Here is a 15,944-nt window from a genome sequence, read left to right as displayed (position 1 = left end):
CTTGGTTGGGTTTTGGCTGCACCTGCTTGCCCGTTGGCGGGCGAGTAAGGCGAGTGTTATCAGTGAGTTAACATGTGGGAGCTGGCTTGCCAGCGAGCTGTTGGGGCCTAAAAGCTCGCTGGCAAGCCAGCTCCCACAAGCGGCGTTAGATACTCCAGCGCGCGCTCAAGAGTCTTTCGTTCAAGATGCCGGGCTCCAGCGCCTGTGGCCGGCGGCTCAGGGCGTAGTGGAACTCTTCCAGGGCATTGCTCAGGCGCTGCTCCAGCGCCGGGGCCAGCTGCGCCGCGGCGCTGCCTTCGCCGTAGGCGATCTGGCTGTCGTCAGCAAAGATCCCCTGCAGCATTTCCTGGGCCTTCAGCGCGGCCAACACCGGCTTCAGGGCGTAATCCACCGCCAGCATGTGGGCGATGCTGCCGCCGGTGGCGATGGGCAGTACCACCTTGTTGGCCAGCGCCCGCTCGGGCAGCAGGTCCAGCAGGGTTTTCAGTGCGCCGCTGAACGAGGCCTTGTACACCGGCGTGGCGACGATCAGGCCGTCGGCCTTCTGCACCAGCTCCAGGAAGTCGAGCACCTTGGGGCTGTCGAAGCGGGCGTGCAGCAGGTCCTCGGCCGCGAAGTCGCGTACCTGGAACGTCGCCACTTCCACGTTGTGGCGCTGCAGCCAGAGCCGGGTCTGGTCCAGCAACACGCCGGACCGTGAACGCACACTGGGGCTGCCACCAAGAGATACAACCAGCATTGCCACCCTTCCTTCTTTGACCAAAAGGCCTCGCGATCGGCGAGATGGAACTGACCATAACAGGCCTTTTATATATCCATAAATCATATTTTTTCATGTGGTTAGACGCTGAAAGAATATGAGATTTCGGGTAAAAAAAAGGGCCGTGATCAACGGCCCTCAAACCCTGGTGGGAGCTGGCTTGCCAGCGAGCTTTTCAGCCTTCAACAGCTCGCTGGCAAGCCAGCTCCCACAAATACGGGTACTCAGCGGTTAGGCTGGGGCGTCAGGCGCAGGTACGGCTTCACCGCGCGGTAGCCCTTGGGAAAGCGTTGCTTGATCTCTTCCTCGTCCTTGAGCGACGGCACGATCACCACCTCGTCACCGTCCTGCCAGTTGGCCGGGGTGGCCACCTTGTGGTTGTCGGTGAGCTGCAGCGAATCGATCACCCGCAGGATCTCGTGGAAGTTGCGGCCGGTGCTGGCCGGGTAGGTAATGGTCAGGCGCACTTTCTTGTTCGGGTCGATCACGAACAGCGAGCGCACCGTGAGGGTGTCGTTGGCGTTGGGGTGGATCAGGTCATAGAGGTCGGCCACCTTGCGGTCGGCGTCGGCCAGGATCGGGAAGTTGACGATGGTGTTCTGGGTTTCGTTGATGTCCTCGATCCACTTGTGGTGCGAATCCACTGGGTCCACCGACAGGGCGATGGCCTTGACGTTGCGCTTGGCGAACTCTTCCTTGAGCTTGGCGGTGAAGCCCAGCTCGGTGGTGCACACCGGGGTGAAGTCCGCAGGGTGGGAGAACAGCACACCCCAGCTGTTGCCCAGCCACTCGTGGAAACGGATCTTGCCGGCGCTGGAGTCTTGTTCGAAATCGGGGGCGATGTCGCCGAGGCGGATGCTCATGAGAGGCCTTGCTCCTTGTTGAGTGCTTTATGGGAACCACTGTGCACTCAGCGTAGACGAAATAAAAAGAATAAATATCGATTTATTTAGCGTTAAAAGGCATAACAGATTTTGGATAAAACAAAGCCCGCCGCGGGATAGGGTCCGCGGCAGGCTTTGGTCTTTACAGCAGGGTTACAGCAGTGGGATCGAGTAGCTGACGATCACACGGTTTTCGTCCTGGTCGCGCTGGCCTGGAATGTCGTTGCGCCACATGGCGTTTTTCCAGGTGAAGCCCAGGCCCTTGAGGGTGCCGGTTGGCACGACGTAAGCCAGGGTCAGGTCACGTTCCCATTCGGAGCGGCCATTGCCGGTAACAACCTTGGAGGCGTTGACAGTGTCGATGTTGTCACCACGCAGGTAGACGATGCCGGCGGTGGCGCCTGGCAGGCCCAGTGCGGCGAAGTCATACGAGTAGCGTGCTTGCCAGGTGCGCTCGCCGGCACGGCCAAACTTCTGGATCTGCATGTCGGTGATGGTGTAGTTCGACGAACCGTCGCCCTGGTTCAGCCACGGGAAGTCCGAGCTGCCGTTGCTGACCTGGTAGCCGCCGCCGAAGGTGTGGCCGGCCACGGTATACAGGAAAAGGCCGCTGTACAGATTGTTGTCCACAGGACCACGACCACTGGCATTCCCACGGTAGTCACCCGAGCTGAAATGGTCGGTATCGGCGGCGCTGACACCGTCATCAGTGCTGTGGAACACGCGCAGGTCAGACTTCAGCACGCCCGGGCCGATAGCCCAGTTGTGTACCAGGCCCAGGAAGTGCTGCTGGTAGAAGTCGGTCAGTTCACCGTAGTAGTACTGGACCAGCAAGTCCTTGGTGATCTTGTAGTCAGCGCCAGCGTAGTAAAACTTGTTGCTGCGCGCGTTCAGGCCAGTAGCGTTGCTGTTGCCGCTGCCGTTCGAGCCGCTGATCGACAGGTTCTCGTTGTTGCTGGAGTTACGGCCTTTGGCCGTGTCGATCTGACCGGCGATCAGGGTCAGGTCCTTGATTTCGTTCGAGGTAACCTGGCCACCCTGGAAGGTCTGTGGCAGCAGGCGACCATCGTTGTACTGGATGACCGGCAGCTTGGGCATCAGGGTGCCCAGTTTCAGCTCGGTCTTGGAGATCTTGGCCTTGGCGGTCAGGCCCAGGCTGGAGAACTCGCTGGCAGGGTCGTTGCCATCGGTTGGGAACACGGTACCGCCGTCTGCCACGCCGCTGGTGTTACCCGACTTGGCACGCGAGGAGTCCAGGCGCACGCCCAGCAGCCCGATGGCGTCAACGCCGAAACCGACCGTACCTTCGGTGTAGCCCGACTGGAACTCCAGCTGGAAGCCCTGGCCCCACTCAGCCTGGTAGTTCGCAGCACCAGCAGCCTTGGTACCCGAGTCACGGTTATCAGTGTTGATGTAGTAGTTGCGCAGTTTGAGGACAGCCTTGCTGTCATCGATGAAACCTTCGGCGCCAGCGTGCGCGGCGAATACCCCTACAGCCACGGCCAGAGCCAAGGAAGACTTGTACATTGTGTTGCTCCTGTAATGATTCTAATTCTTGTCTGTCCCCAATCATGGATCTTCTGTCCATTGCGCTGGGGTTGTTGCGATTAATGCCAGTGGCGAACACCGCGTCAACCGCTCTAGGTCGGTTTACGACGATGGTCTATGTCCATTTTGTGACGGGCAAGAGTAAATAATATTTCATAACTCCAAAAAGAATTGTTTCATCTCTTTTCAGATCGTTTTGGAATAGAAAACCGGTTTTGCCAAACGCCACGTCGCTTAACCTGTATCGACCTCTAAGGTAATTACTAAACGGTCTTTGTAATTTATTTTTTAGATCGTTTAGCTTTCACCAACCGGACCACCGGACATTTCCCCACCCCCTTTGCAGAAGCCGCCCGAGCGGTCAGAGGTGCTCCGTGTCCGTAAACCGTCCGCACATGAAAAAGCTTTTAACCGTCGCCCTCAGCCTGTTCATCTGCCAGGCCAGCGCGCAAGCGGCCAACCTCACCATCGGCTACCAGACCGGCATCGACCCCAGCAAGGTGCCGCAGGCCGACGGCGCCTATGAAAAAGCCATCGGCGAGAAGATCGACTGGCGCCGTTTCAACAGCGGCCCGGAAGTGGTCACCGCCATTGCCTCGGGGGACGTGCAGATCGGCAACCTGGGTTCCAGCCCGCTGGCCGCTGCCGCTTCACGCAAGTTGCCGATCGTGGCCTTCATCGTCTCCGCGCAGATCAACGCCGCCGAGGCCCTGGTGGTGCGCAACGGCAGCGGCATCAACAATCCGCAGGACCTGGTGGGCAAGACCATCGCCACACCGTTCGTGTCCACCTCGCACTACAGCCTGCTGGGTGCGCTGAAGCACTGGGGGCTGGAAGGCAAGGTCAAGGTGGTGAACCTGCAGCCGGCGGAAATCGCAGCCGCCTGGAAGCGCGGCGACATCGACGGCGCCTTCGTCTGGTCACCCGCCCTGGGCGAGATCCGCAAGACCGGCAAGACCCTCACCGACGCCGCCCAGGTGGGCCAATGGGGCGCACCCACCTTCGAGGTGTGGGTCGCGCGCAAGGACTACGCCGACAAGCACCCGGAAGTGATCGCCCAGTTCGCCAGGGTGACCCTGGACTCGTTCGCCGACTATGCCGCGCACAAGGACGCCTGGACGGCTGACTCGGTGCCTGTGCAAAAAATAGCCAAGCTCACCGGCGCCAATGCCAGCGACGTACCCGAACTGCTGGCCGGCGCCGCCTTCCCCGACGCCAAGGCCCAGCAAACCCCGGCGCTGCTGCAAGGCGGCACCGCCAAGGCCATCGAGCAGACGGCGGAGTTCCTCAAGGAACAGGGCAAGGTCGAGAGCGTGCTGCCTGATTATTCCCCGTACGTAAGCGCCAGGTTCGTTAATTGAGTTGCCCCATGACGCGGCCTTCGGCCGCTGCTACGGGGCGCAAATCCCGTAGCAGCGGCCGAAGGCCGCGTCTGGCACGTCCAGCGCTAAGCTAATGCAAAACAGTTATTTATTTACTGATTCTTAGATCATTTAGTCTTCCCATCACCCAAGCCATCCGGCCGCCTGATGAGGAGCTGCACCATGTCCCGCTTCAACCCCCTTCGCCTGTTGGCGGCCATCTCCCTGGCAGGCGCCGCGTTCGTGGCGCAGGCCGCCGACTTCACCGTGGCCTACCAGACCACCGTCGACCCGGCCAAGGTCGCCCAGGCCGATGGCGCCTATGAAAAGGCCACCCAATCGAAAATCAGCTGGCGCAAGTTCGACGGCGGCTCGCAGGTGATCACCGCCGTGGCCTCCGGCGACGTGCAGATCGGCTACGTCGGCTCCAGCCCCCTGGCCGCTGCCGCTACCCGCCAACTGCCGGTGGAAACCTTCCTGATCGCTACCCAGATAGGCGCCGCCGAGGCCCTGGTGGCCCGCAACGGCGCAGGCATCAACAGCCCGCAGGACCTGATCGGCAAAAAAATCGCCGTGCCCTTCGTGTCCACCGGCCACTACAGCCTGCTGGCCGCGCTGAAGCAGTGGAAGATCGACCCCTCCAAAGTCACCATCCTCAACCTCGACCCGCCGGCCATCATCGCTGCCTGGAAGCGCGGCGACATCGACGCTACCTACGTCTGGGACCCGGCGCTGGGCGTGGCCAAGGAAAGCGGCAAGGTGCTGATCACTTCGGGTGAACTGGCCAAGCTGGGGGCGCCAACCTTCGACGCCTGGATCGTGCGCAAGGACTTCGCCGCCAAGCACCCGGAAATCGTCAAGGCCTTCGCCAAGGTGACCCTGGACGCCTACGCCGACTACCGCAAAGACCCCAAGGCCTGGCTGGCCAACCAGGGCAACATCGACAAGCTGGTGAAGCTGTCGGGTGCCAAGGCCGCCGACATCCCGCTGCTGCTGCAGGGCAACGTCTACCCACTGGCCGCTGACCAGGTGACCGCCCTGGGCGCCCCCACCACCCAGGCCATCACCGACACCGCCACCTTCCTCAAGGAACAAGGCAAGGTCGACGCCGTACTGCCCGACTACGCCCCCTACGTGAGCGCGCAGTTCGTTCAGTAACCATTTTCCGGCCCCCACGCCTTTGTGGGAGCTGGCTTGCCAGCGAGCTCTTCAAACAGCAACAGCTCGCTGGCAAGCCAGCTCCCACAAGGGCATCGGCGGCGCCACGCATAGGATCAATCTCATGGCCCTGCTGCAACTCGAGCGCATCAGCGCACAGTACCCCGGCGCCAGCACGCCGGTGCTGGCCGACATCAACCTGTCCCTGGGCCCGCAACAACTGCTGGTGGCTCTTGGCCCTTCGGGTAGCGGCAAGACCTCGCTGCTGAACCTGATCGCCGGCTTCGTCGAGCCCAGCGCCGGGCGCATCACCCTCGACGGCGTGCCGGTGAAAGGCCCCAGCGCCGAGCGCGGCGTGGTGTTCCAGGACGATGCCCTGCTGCCCTGGCAGGACGTGCTGGCCAACGTCGCCTTCGGCCTGGAGCTGGCCGGCGTGCCGCGTGAAAAGCGTGAACTGCGCGCCCGCGACATGCTCGCCCTGGTGGACCTGGCCGACTTCGGCAGCCGGCGCATCTGGCAACTCTCCGGTGGCCAAAAGCAGCGTGTCGGCCTGGCCCGTGCCCTGGCCGCCGACCCGCGCGTGCTGTTGATGGATGAACCCTTCGGCGCGCTGGACGCCTTCACCCGCGAGCAGATGCAGGAACTGCTGCTGCAAGTGTGGAAGCGCACTGCCAAGCCGGTGTTCCTGATTACCCACGACATCGAAGAAGCGGTGTTCCTGGCCACCGACCTGATCCTGCTGGCGCCCAACCCCGGCCAGGTGGTGGAACGCCTGAACCTGGACTTCGGCCAGCGCTACGCCGCCGGGGAATCGGCCCGCGCAATCAAGTCCGATCCGCGCTTCATCGAAACCCGCGAGCACGTGCTGTCGCGCGTGTTTTCGCAACGCACCGCACTGCAACAGGAGCCGGCATGAGCAGCTACCAAGCCCCCGTCACCGCCCAGGCTACCCTGGTCAAGCCGGTGAAACCGCGGCGCCCGTTGAGCACCCGCGCCATCAGCAGCCTTACCCTGCTGACCTTGCTGGCCCTGTGGTGGGCCGTCACCGCCAGTGGGCTGATCGAGCCGCTGTTCCTGCCCTCGCCCGTGGCCGTGCTGGAAAAAGGCTGGCTGCTGGCGACCAAGGGCTACATGGACGCCACCCTGTGGCAGCACCTGGGTGCCAGCCTGAGCCGCATCGGCCTGGCGCTGGGCTTCGCCATCCTGACGGCCATCCCGATCGGCATCGCCATCGGCACCAACCGCATCGCCCGTGGCATCTTCGACCCGCTGATCGAGTTCTACCGCCCTATCCCGCCGCTGGCCTACCTGCCGCTGATCGTGATCTGGTGCGGCATTGGCGAGCTGTCGAAAGTGCTGTTGATCTACCTGGCCATCTTCGCCCCCATCGCCATCGCCACCGCCACCGGCGTGCGCACCGTCGACCCGGCCAAGCTGCGCGCCGCGCAGTCGCTGGGCGCCACCCGCGCGCAATTGATTCGCCACGTGATCCTGCCCAGCGCCCTGCCCGACATTCTTACCGGCGTGCGCATCGGCCTGGGCGTGGGCTGGTCCACCCTGGTGGCCGCCGAGCTGATCGCCGCCACCAGCGGCCTGGGCTTCATGGTGCAGTCGGCTGCGCAGTTCCTGGTTACCGACGTGGTCATCCTGGGCATCCTGGTCATTGCCGTGATCGCCTTCGCCCTGGAAATGGGCCTGCGCGCCCTGCAACGCAAGCTGGTGCCCTGGCACGGCCAAAGTCATTGATCGATCACTGCTTACCTTGAATAACGAGATAGCCATGAGCCTGACCATCACCCCCATCAGCCCTGCCATTGGCGCCGTCATCAGCGGCGTCGACATCGCCCAGCCGCTGACCGCGGCGCACCGCGACGCCATCGAACAGGCGCTGCTGGCGCACCACGTGATCTTCTTCCGCGACCAGCCCATTACCCCGCAGCAGCAGGCGCACTTCGCCGCTCAGTTCGGCGACCTGCACATTCACCCCATCTACCCGAACGTGCCGGAACAGCCGGAAGTGCTGATCCTCGACACCGCCGTGACCGACGTGCGCGACAACGCCATCTGGCACACCGACGTGACCTTCCTGCCCACCCCGGCCATGGGCGCGGTGCTCAGCGCCAAGCTGATCCCGCCCTACGGCGGCGACACCCTGTGGGCCAGCGGCATCGCCGCCTATGAAGCGCTGTCGGCACCGCTGAAGCGCCTGCTGGACGACCTCACCGCCACCCACGACTTCACCAAGTCGTTCCCGCTGGAGCGCTTCGGCAGCACCCCCGAAGACCTGGCGCGCTGGGAAGAAACCCGGCGCAAGAACCCGCCCATCAGCCACCCGGTGATCCGCACCCACCCGGTCAGCGGGCGCAAATCGTTGTTCGTCAGCGACGGCTTCACCACCCGCATCAACGAACTGGAGCCGGCGGAAAGCGATGCGATTTTGAAGCTGCTGTTCGCCCACGCCACCCGCCCCGAATTCTTCGTGCGCTGGCGCTGGCAGGAAAACGACGTGGCCTTCTGGGACAACCGCAGCACCCAGCACTACGCCGTGGACGACTACCGCCCGGCCCGCCGCGTGATGCAGCGCGCCACCATCCTGGGCGATGCGCCGTTCTGACAGGCGCTCCGCCCCGTAGCAGCTGCCGAAGGCTGCGTCCGGCGCCATGCCTCCAATAACGCGGCGCCCGTGACGCGGCCTGGCGGCCGCTGCTACAGGGCCAGCTTTTTGCGCATGGCCTCCAGCACCTCACACCCCTCCTGCAACAGGTGATAACTCACCTCCGCCGCCACATTCAGGTCTTTGCCCTCGATGGAGCAGGAATTCATGCACGACAAGGACTCCATCAGGTTGCGCACGGTCTGGAAGCGGCGGGTGGCGAATTCGAAGAGGTCGAGGTCGGGGCAGTCGGGGTTGATGAGGAAGATGGGGGGTGAGGCGTCTTGGTAAGTCATGGCAAGTACTCTGGACAGTTGAGACAGCCACCCTCGCTTGCACGCGAATGGGGTGGCAGCTATGCGCAGGTGTGCAAGACCGGTCCAGAGCCGGCAGACCCGAAGATCTCCCACACATAGCCGCCATGACGAACACAGCAGGCATTCTACTGCCTGCTGTGCGGTTACGGGGACGACGTTTCTGGACAGGGCTTGCACGCCCGGCCGCTGATGGTCAGCGACGCAGAGGACTATAGGGCGTTGCCTGGGGCACAACTATCCGGCCACTTCCGATATGGATGTAGGAAGAATCCGTAGCTGCCCCCGCCAGACTACGGAATCGCTTTGCTCACATCCAACCGCTTCGGCAACAAATGGTTCTGCCAAAACAGATCCGCCGTCACCTGCTGCGCCGCCATCACCTTCGCGTCAACCGGCGCAATCGGCGATGGCGGGCGGTTGTCGATGTACTGCGCCACCACCGGCTTGGGCAGGCTCATGTTGGCCGCCAGCACGTTGATGCTGTCTTCACGCTGGCTGCGCGTCAGCGCTTCGGCCTGGCTGAGTTCGGCCAGCAGGTTGTGGATGAATGGGCCGTTCTGTTCGGCGTACGGGCGGCGGGCGGTGTACAGCGGGCCGGAGAGGCCCAGGCCGGTGCCGTCGGCGAGTTTGCGGGTGTGCCCTTCGCTCAGCGCCAGCGATGAGTACGGGTCCCAGATCACCCAGGCGTCGACGCTGCCTTGCTCGAAGGCGGCGCGGGCGTCGGCGGGGCTGAGGTAGATGGGCTGGATGTCCTTGTAGCTCAGGCCGGCCTGGTTCAGCGCGCGCAGGATCAGGTTGTGCGAGCTGGAGCCCTTCTGGAACGCGACTTTCTTGCCCTTGAGTTCGGCCACACTGTGCAGCGGGCTGTCGCTCTTCACCAGGATGACTTCAGCGGCCGGCTTGGCCGGTTCGGCGCCGATGTACACAAGGTCGGCGCCCGCAGCCTGGGCGAACAGCGGCGGGATGTCGCCGGTGGAGCCCACGTCCAGCGCGCCGACGTTGAGCGCTTCGAGCATCTGCGGGCCGGCGGGGAATTCCACCCACTGCACCTTGGTCTGCGGGAACTGCTTCTCCAGCAGGCCGTGCTCCTTGGCCAGCACCAGGGCGATGGAACCCTTCTGGTAGCCGATGCGCAGCGCGGCCGGGTCGGCCAGGGCGTTGAAAGTCAGGGCAAGCAGGGACAGGCCGGCCGCCAGGCGTGCTAGTGGTTTCATGGGCGTTCTCGCAATGCAGGGCCGGGGGCCGCAGCCCCCGGCTGGGAGGGGTTACTCAGCCAGGGACGGCTTTTCCCACAGGTTGACGCCGCCTTCGACGGCGAAGCGGTCGATGGCTTCCAGCTCTTCACGGCTGAAGGCCAGGTTCTTCAGGGCGCCGACGTTCTCGATGATCTGCTCGGGACGGCTGGCGCCGATCAGCGCCGAGGTCACGCGCGGGTCGCGCAGGGTCCAGGCCAGCGCCATTTGCGCCAGGCTCTGGCCGCGCTGCTGGGCGATTTCGTTCAGCGAGCGGATGTGCGCCAGGTTGCTTTCCGACAGGTGCGACTGCAGCAGCGAGCCACCGCCCGGCTTGTTCACTCGGGCATCCTTGGGCACGCCGTTGAGGTACTTGTCGGTCAGCAGGCCCTGGGCCAGCGGGGTGAACGCGATGACGCCGCTGCCCAGCTCGTCGGTGACGTCCAGCAGGTCCTTTTCCACCCAGCGGTTGAGCAGGTTGTAGGCCGGCTGGTGAATCAGCAGCGGCACTTTCCACTCTTGCAGCAGCTTGGCGATTTCGCGGGTTTTCACCCCCGAGTACGACGAGATGCCGATGTACAGCGCCTTGCCCTGCTGCACGGCGGTGGCCAGTGCGCCGGCGGTTTCTTCCAGCGGGGTGTCGGGGTCAAAGCGGTGCGAGTAGAAAATGTCCACGTAGTCCACGCCCAGGCGCTGCAGGCTCTGGTCGAGGCTGGCGAGGATGTATTTGCGCGAGCCGCCGCCCTGGCCGTACGGGCCTGGCCACATGTCCCAACCGGCCTTGCTGGAGATGATCAGCTCGTCGCGGTACTGCTTGAAGTCTTCGCGCAGCAGGCGGCCGAAGTTGATCTCGGCGCTGCCGTAGGGCGGGCCGTAGTTGTTGGCCAGGTCGAAGTGGTTGATGCCCAGGTCGAAGGCGGTGCGCAGCAGCGCGCGCTGGGTGTCGATGGGCGTGCTGTCGCCGAAGTTGTGCCACAGGCCCAGGGACAGCGCCGGCAGCACCAGGCCGCTGCGGCCTACGCGGCGGTAAGGGATGGACTCGTAGCGGTCTTGCGCAGCGATGTAGGTCATCGGTTCCTCTCTTGTTGAAATTGTGCACACCCAGCTGTGTTTGCTGACTGTTGTGGGAGCTGGCTTGCCAGCGAGTTTTTTTGCCGATCAAAAGCTCGCTGGCAAGCCAGCTCCCACAAAAGCATTCACACCGCTGGGTGTCAGAAGAATGGGTTCGTGGGTTTCTCCAGCCCCAGGTTCTCGCGCAGCGTGGTGCCTTCGTACTCGGTTCTGAACAACCCGCGGCGTTGCAGCTCGGGCACCACGTGGTCGGCGAAGTCTTCCAGGCCGCCGGGCAAATGCGGCACCAGCACGTTGAAGCCATCGGCCGCGCCTTGTTCGAACCATGCCTGCAACTGATCGGCAATCTGCACCGCGGTTCCGATCAGGCTGTAATGCCCACGGCCACCGGCGATCTTGCGGCCCAGTTCGGCCAGGCTCAACTGCTCGCGCCCGGCCAGTTCGGTCAGCAGTTTCTGCCGGCTTTGCTGGCCGCTGTCGGTCAGCGGCAGCTCGGGCAGCGGGCCGTCCAGCGGGTAGCCGGACAGGTCGAAGTTACCGAGCATACGCCCTAACAGCGCCACGCCGACCTCGGGTTCGACCAAAGCCTGGAACGCCTCGAATTTTTCCCGCGCCAGGGCTTCGGTCTCCCCTACCACCACGAACACGCCGGGCATGATTTTCAACGAATCGGCGCTGCGCCCGAACTTCGCCAGCCGGCCTTTCAAATCGGCGTAGAACGCCTGGGCATTGGCCAGCGAAGTCTGGGCAGTAAAGACCACTTCAGCGGTTTGCGCCGCCAGCTCGCGGCCGGTTTCCGAAGAGCCGGCCTGCACGATCACCGGCCGGCCCTGGGGCGAGCGGGCGACGTTGAGCGGGCCCTTGACCTTGAAGTGTTCGCCGCTGTGGTTGAGCACGTGCAACTTGGCGGGGTCGTAGTATTGGCCGCTGGCCTTGTCGCGGCTGAAAGCGTCGTCGCCCCAGCTGTCCCACAGGCCGGTGACCACTTGGTAGAACTCGCGGGCGCGGCTGTAGCGCTCGGCGTGGCCGATGTGTTCGTCACGGCCAAAGTTCAGCGCTTCGGCAGCGGCGTCCGAGGTCACCAGGTTCCAGCCGGCGCGGCCGCCGGACAGGTGGTCCAGCGAGGCGAACTTGCGCGCCACGTGGTAGGGCTCGTTGTAGCTGGTGGTGACGGTGCTGATCAGGCCAATGTGCTCGGTGACCGCGCTGAGCGCCGACAGCAGGGTCAGCGGCTCGAAGTGGTCGGAGCGCGCCATGCGGCTGGCGATGTCGCCGGTGGCCGCCGCCACGCTGTCGGCCACGAACAGCGTGTCGAAGCGCGCGCGCTCGGCCACCTGCGCCAAGTGCTTGTAGTGCTTGAAATCCAGCCCGGCGTTGGCCGGCACTTCTGGATGCCGCCAGGCGGCCACGTGGTGACCGGTTGCCATCAGGAACGCGCCCAATTTCAGTTGTCGTGGTGCCTGGCTCATGTTCAGAAGTCCTTGCGTACTTGAATGCCGAAGTAACGTTGGTCGTCACGCGGTACCGCGCGGTAGATGTAGCCGGTGCCGCTGGCCAGCAGTGGCGAGTAGGACTTGTTCGCCAGGTTCTTGCCTTCCAGCGATACGCGCCAGCCGCTGCCGTAGTCGGCCAGGGCGACGCTGGCGTTCCAGATGCCGTAGGCGCCCTGCTCGGTCAGCGGGTTCTGGCTGATGTCGTACTGCACTTTGCTCTGCCAGTTGAAGTCGGTGCCCAGCTCGATGTCCATGCCGTTGTCCAGCGGGATGTCGTAGTCGGCGCGCACGTAGGTTTTCCAGTCCGGGCTGAACGGCAGGGTCTTGCCGTTGACGTTGCACGAGGCGGCGGCGCCGGCCGGGCAGCTGAACTGGTCGATGCGGGCGTGGGTGTAGGCGAACGCACCCGACAGTTTCAGGCTGCGGGTAGCCTGCAGGGCCCAGTCGCCCTCCACGCCTTCGGTGCTGACCGTGCCGGCGTTGATCAGGCGGGTCACCACCTGGTTGGCCACGGTGTCGTAGAAGTTGGCCTGGTAGTTGTTGTACTGGCTGTGGAACACCGCAAGGTTGGTGGTCAGGCGGTTGTTCCAGCTGGTGGCCTTCACGCCCAGTTCCCAGGTGTTCGAGGTTTCCGGCTTGAGCGCGTCGGTGTCACGCGGCTGCATGTTGAAGAACACATTGTAGGCCGGGCCCTTGTAGCCGCGCGAGTAGGTCAGGTAGCTAGTGACGCTGTCGCTGAGGTCGTACTGCAGGCCCAGGCGGCCCGACCAGCCTTCGGCGTTGGTGTCGCCCGAGCTGCTGGTGGCCGGGTTGATGCCGTTCACCGCCACGGCCGAGGTGGAGGTGCGCTCGTGGTCGTACTTCAGCTCGTCGTGGGTCCAGCGCAGGCCGGCGATGCCGCGGAAGGTGGGGGTGAAGTTGAAGGTGTTCTCGCCGAACACCGCGTAGCTGTCGCTGGTGGTGCCGTAGTTGGCCAGGCCGCTGTTGGTGGCGGTCGGCGTGATGAGCGTGCGGCCGTAGGTTTCCTTGTCGCGGGCGTGCATGTAGTACAGGCCGGCCACGTATTCCATGAACTCGCCCTTGGGCGAGGCCAGGCGCAGCTCCTGGCTGTACTGGTCGTAGTCCAGCGTGCCCTTGTCCTGGATGCCCGGGTAGGCAGCGCTGATGGTGGCCAGGCGGTCGGCGTCCTGCCACTGGTCGTTGTTCCAGCCGCGCCAGGCGGTGATCGAGGTCAGGGTGTAGTCGCCCAGGTTCCAGTCTGCCTGCGCGGAGAGGCCCTTGTTGATGTCATCGACGTGGGTGCGGTAGTCACTGACGATGTCGCGGTTGTGCGAGCTGGCGGTGACCGGCGACAGCGCGCTGCCGAACGACGCCAGGGTGCTGGCGGCGACCACGCCGTTGGGGGCGTCGCTGGCGGCGTTCATGTAGTCGGCGGACAGGGTCAGTTTGAAGTCTTCGTTGGGGGTGAACTCCAGCTTGCCGCGCGCGCCCTTGCGGTTGTAGCCGTTGAGCTCCTGGCCGTTGGTCTTGTTGTGCACGTTGCCGTCGTAGTCGCTGACCAGCGCGGTGACGTTGCCCTTCAGCACGCCGGGGATCAGCGTGCCGCCGATACCGAAGCGGGTGCGGCTTTCGTTGCCCTGGTAGTAGGACTGTTCCACGTAGCCGTGGGTCTCGTCGGTGGGCGCCTTGGTGACGATGTTGAGCACGCCGGCCGAGGCGTTCTTGCCGAACAGCGTGCCCTGCGGGCCGCGCAGCACTTCGATGCGGTCCAGGTCCAGCAGGTCGAGGGTGGCCATGCCCGGGCGGCCGTACACCACGCCGTCGACCACGGTGGCCACGGTGGGCTCCACGCCCGGCGAGGTGGAGATGGTGCCCACGCCGCGAATGAACAGCGAGGTGTCCTTGTTCGACGCGCCGGTGCGGAAGTTAACCGTGGGGATCTGCTGCACGATGCTTTCGATGTTGGTGCGGTTCTCGCGCCCCAACTGCTCACCATCCACCACGGTGACGGCCACGGGCACCTTCTGCAGCGACTCTTCGCGGCGGGTGGCGGTGACGGTCACCGATTTCAGCACCGGTTCCGCGCTGCTGTCGGTGGCGGTGGTGGTGGCATCCGCTGCCTGCACCGCGCCCAGCGGCATGGCCGCGCAGGCGGCCAGGGTCCAGCCGAAGGCCTGTACCAGCGCGGTGGTTTTGAAACGATCCCCAAATCGGTTTTGCATGTCGGATGCCCTGCTCGAAGGTTGTGCCCTGGCCGTGGCTCTGCGGCCACTGCGTCTGTCGTTTCGCAGAAAAGGTGTCGTGGGCATTCGCTCGAGCGAGTAGCAGACAAAGCACTTTGTTAGCGCTAACATCGAAAGTATCGGCAATCCGGACATAGACCGTCCAATACTGAAAAATTACTTTTATATGCGTTTAGGTTTTATCAGGAGGTTGAAGTGAGCGACGACAAGCGCAAGCGCCGCGGCGCCGGTCGGGTCACGCTGAACACCGTGGCGCGCTACGCCGGGGTGTCGGCGATTACCGTGTCGCGCTATTTCAACCAGCCCGAGCAGGTGTCACCCGAGCGCCGCGAGCGCATCAAGGCGGCGGTGGATGAGCTGGGCTACGTGCCCAACCTGGTGGCCGGCGGCCTGGCCTCGGCGCGCGGGCGCATCGTCGGCATGGTGATTCCCAACATCTCCGGGCCGATCTTCGCCAACACCATCCAAGGCTTCAGCGACACCCTCAGCCGCCACGGCTACCAGCTGCTGCTGGCCTCCAGCTACTTCTCGGTGGAGCAGGAGGAAAGCGCCGTGCGCGCGTTCCTCGGCTGGTCACCGGCGGCGCTGGTGCTGACCAGCCATTTCCATAGCGAAGCCACCGAGAAGATGATCGCCGAGGCGGACATTCCGCTGATCGAGACCTGGGACTACCGGCCCGAACGCAGCCCCATCCAGATCGGTTTCTCGCACTTCCAGGTGGGGGTCACCGCCACCCGTTACCTGCATGGCAAGGGCTACCAGCGCATCGCCTTCGTGCAGAACAGCGCGGCCGGCGATTTCAGCGCCCTGGAGCGGCGCGACGGCTACAGCGCCACCATGGCCGAGTTGGGCCTGGCACCGCAGGTGTTCGCCCCGCAGGAAGGCCTGGCGCCGTTCGAAGCGGGCAAGCAGGCCATGCAGGCGTTGATGGAAGGCGCGCAGCCGCCCCAGGCGATCATCTTTGCCAATGACAACCTGGCGGCCGGCGGCATGCTGGCGGGGCAGCGCGCAGGGGTGAAGATCCCCGAGGATTGCGCAGTGGTGGGCTTCGGCGATTACCCGTTTGCGGAAATGCTGATGCCCAGCCTGACCACCATCAAGCCGCCAGCGCTGGAGATTGGCGTGCTGGCGGCGACGCGGGTGTTGGAGAGTTTGGGCGAGGTGGAAGTCGAACGCCTCAACCTGCTGGAGTGCCGCCTGATCGAACGCGAAAGCGCCTGATGA

At 64.2% G+C, this 15,944-nt stretch carries 14 protein-coding genes; 6 read left to right on the top strand and 8 right to left on the bottom strand.

Features of this window, described 5'->3' with window-relative positions; translation table 11 throughout:
• Positions 1-145 precede the first annotated feature (145 nt).
• The 3 genes from ssuE to ACWKWX_RS02795 all read right to left on the bottom strand — a co-directional run bounded on the left by ssuE (position 146) and on the right by ACWKWX_RS02795 (position 3,171).
• Positions 146-739 (bottom strand): NADPH-dependent FMN reductase, encoded by a 594-nt coding sequence (gene ssuE, locus ACWKWX_RS02805; protein ID WP_416421505.1) that lies wholly within the window; start codon positions 737-739, stop codon positions 146-148.
• Positions 740-984: 245 nt separating this feature from the next.
• The gene (locus ACWKWX_RS02800) at positions 985-1,623 is read right to left on the bottom strand and encodes a peroxiredoxin (protein WP_416421506.1); all 639 of its coding nucleotides are present in this window, start codon (positions 1,621-1,623) and stop codon (positions 985-987) included.
• 174 nt (positions 1,624-1,797) lie between these two features.
• The gene (locus tag ACWKWX_RS02795) at positions 1,798-3,171 is read right to left on the bottom strand and encodes an OprD family porin (RefSeq protein WP_483826983.1); all 1,374 of its coding nucleotides are present in this window, start codon (positions 3,169-3,171) and stop codon (positions 1,798-1,800) included.
• Between the two features lie 416 nt (positions 3,172-3,587).
• Between ACWKWX_RS02795 and tauA (ACWKWX_RS02790) the strand changes: the two genes are divergently transcribed.
• The 5 genes from tauA (ACWKWX_RS02790) (at position 3,588) to tauD (ending at position 8,325) form a co-directional block, all read left to right on the top strand.
• The gene (tauA, locus tag ACWKWX_RS02790) at positions 3,588-4,553 is read left to right on the top strand and encodes a taurine ABC transporter substrate-binding protein (protein ID WP_483826982.1); all 966 of its coding nucleotides are present in this window, start codon (positions 3,588-3,590) and stop codon (positions 4,551-4,553) included.
• A 183-nt stretch (positions 4,554-4,736) separates the two neighbouring features.
• Positions 4,737-5,711: a taurine ABC transporter substrate-binding protein gene (tauA, locus tag ACWKWX_RS02785; RefSeq protein ID WP_483826981.1), complete on the top strand. Its 975-nt coding sequence runs from the start codon at positions 4,737-4,739 to the stop codon at positions 5,709-5,711.
• Positions 5,712-5,835: 124 nt separating this feature from the next.
• Complete coding sequence (tauB, locus tag ACWKWX_RS02780) at positions 5,836-6,627, top strand: taurine ABC transporter ATP-binding subunit (protein WP_473004865.1); 792 nt, start codon at positions 5,836-5,838, stop codon at positions 6,625-6,627.
• Entirely contained in the window at positions 6,624-7,457 is an 834-nt protein-coding gene (gene tauC, locus ACWKWX_RS02775; protein ID WP_473004867.1) for a taurine ABC transporter permease TauC, read from the top strand. The genes tauB and tauC overlap by 4 nt, the downstream gene beginning before the upstream one ends.
• A gap of 34 nt (positions 7,458-7,491) precedes the next feature.
• On the top strand, positions 7,492-8,325 hold the full coding sequence (tauD, locus tag ACWKWX_RS02770) for a taurine dioxygenase (protein WP_483826980.1): 834 nt from the start codon (positions 7,492-7,494) through the stop codon (positions 8,323-8,325).
• Positions 8,326-8,417: 92 nt separating this feature from the next.
• Here tauD and ACWKWX_RS02765 read toward each other — a convergent pair whose 3' ends face one another.
• The 5 genes from ACWKWX_RS02765 to ACWKWX_RS02745 all read right to left on the bottom strand — a co-directional run bounded on the left by ACWKWX_RS02765 (position 8,418) and on the right by ACWKWX_RS02745 (position 14,699).
• The gene (locus ACWKWX_RS02765; RefSeq protein WP_483826979.1) at positions 8,418-8,660 is read right to left on the bottom strand and encodes a hypothetical protein; all 243 of its coding nucleotides are present in this window, start codon (positions 8,658-8,660) and stop codon (positions 8,418-8,420) included.
• Positions 8,661-8,971: 311 nt separating this feature from the next.
• Positions 8,972-9,895, bottom strand: a complete 924-nt coding sequence (locus ACWKWX_RS02760; RefSeq protein ID WP_476296382.1) for a sulfonate ABC transporter substrate-binding protein — start codon at positions 9,893-9,895, stop codon at positions 8,972-8,974.
• A 51-nt stretch (positions 9,896-9,946) separates the two neighbouring features.
• Complete coding sequence (gene mgrA / locus ACWKWX_RS02755; RefSeq protein ID WP_483826978.1) at positions 9,947-10,984, bottom strand: L-glyceraldehyde 3-phosphate reductase; 1,038 nt, start codon at positions 10,982-10,984, stop codon at positions 9,947-9,949.
• A 140-nt stretch (positions 10,985-11,124) separates the two neighbouring features.
• Positions 11,125-12,453, bottom strand: coding sequence for an LLM class flavin-dependent oxidoreductase (locus tag ACWKWX_RS02750; RefSeq protein WP_483826977.1), 1,329 nt, complete (start codon positions 12,451-12,453; stop codon positions 11,125-11,127).
• 2 nt (positions 12,454-12,455) lie between these two features.
• Complete coding sequence (locus ACWKWX_RS02745) at positions 12,456-14,699, bottom strand: TonB-dependent receptor (protein ID WP_483826976.1); 2,244 nt, start codon at positions 14,697-14,699, stop codon at positions 12,456-12,458.
• A 216-nt stretch (positions 14,700-14,915) separates the two neighbouring features.
• Between ACWKWX_RS02745 and ACWKWX_RS02740 the strand changes: the two genes are divergently transcribed.
• A complete protein-coding gene (locus tag ACWKWX_RS02740; protein WP_483826975.1) occupies positions 14,916-15,941 on the top strand; it encodes a LacI family DNA-binding transcriptional regulator in 1,026 nt (341 codons plus the stop codon).
• Positions 15,942-15,944: the final 3 nt, after the last annotated feature.

This window comes from Pseudomonas imperatae (genome assembly GCF_057128625.1).
This window is presented reverse-complemented; position numbering and strand designations above follow the sequence as displayed.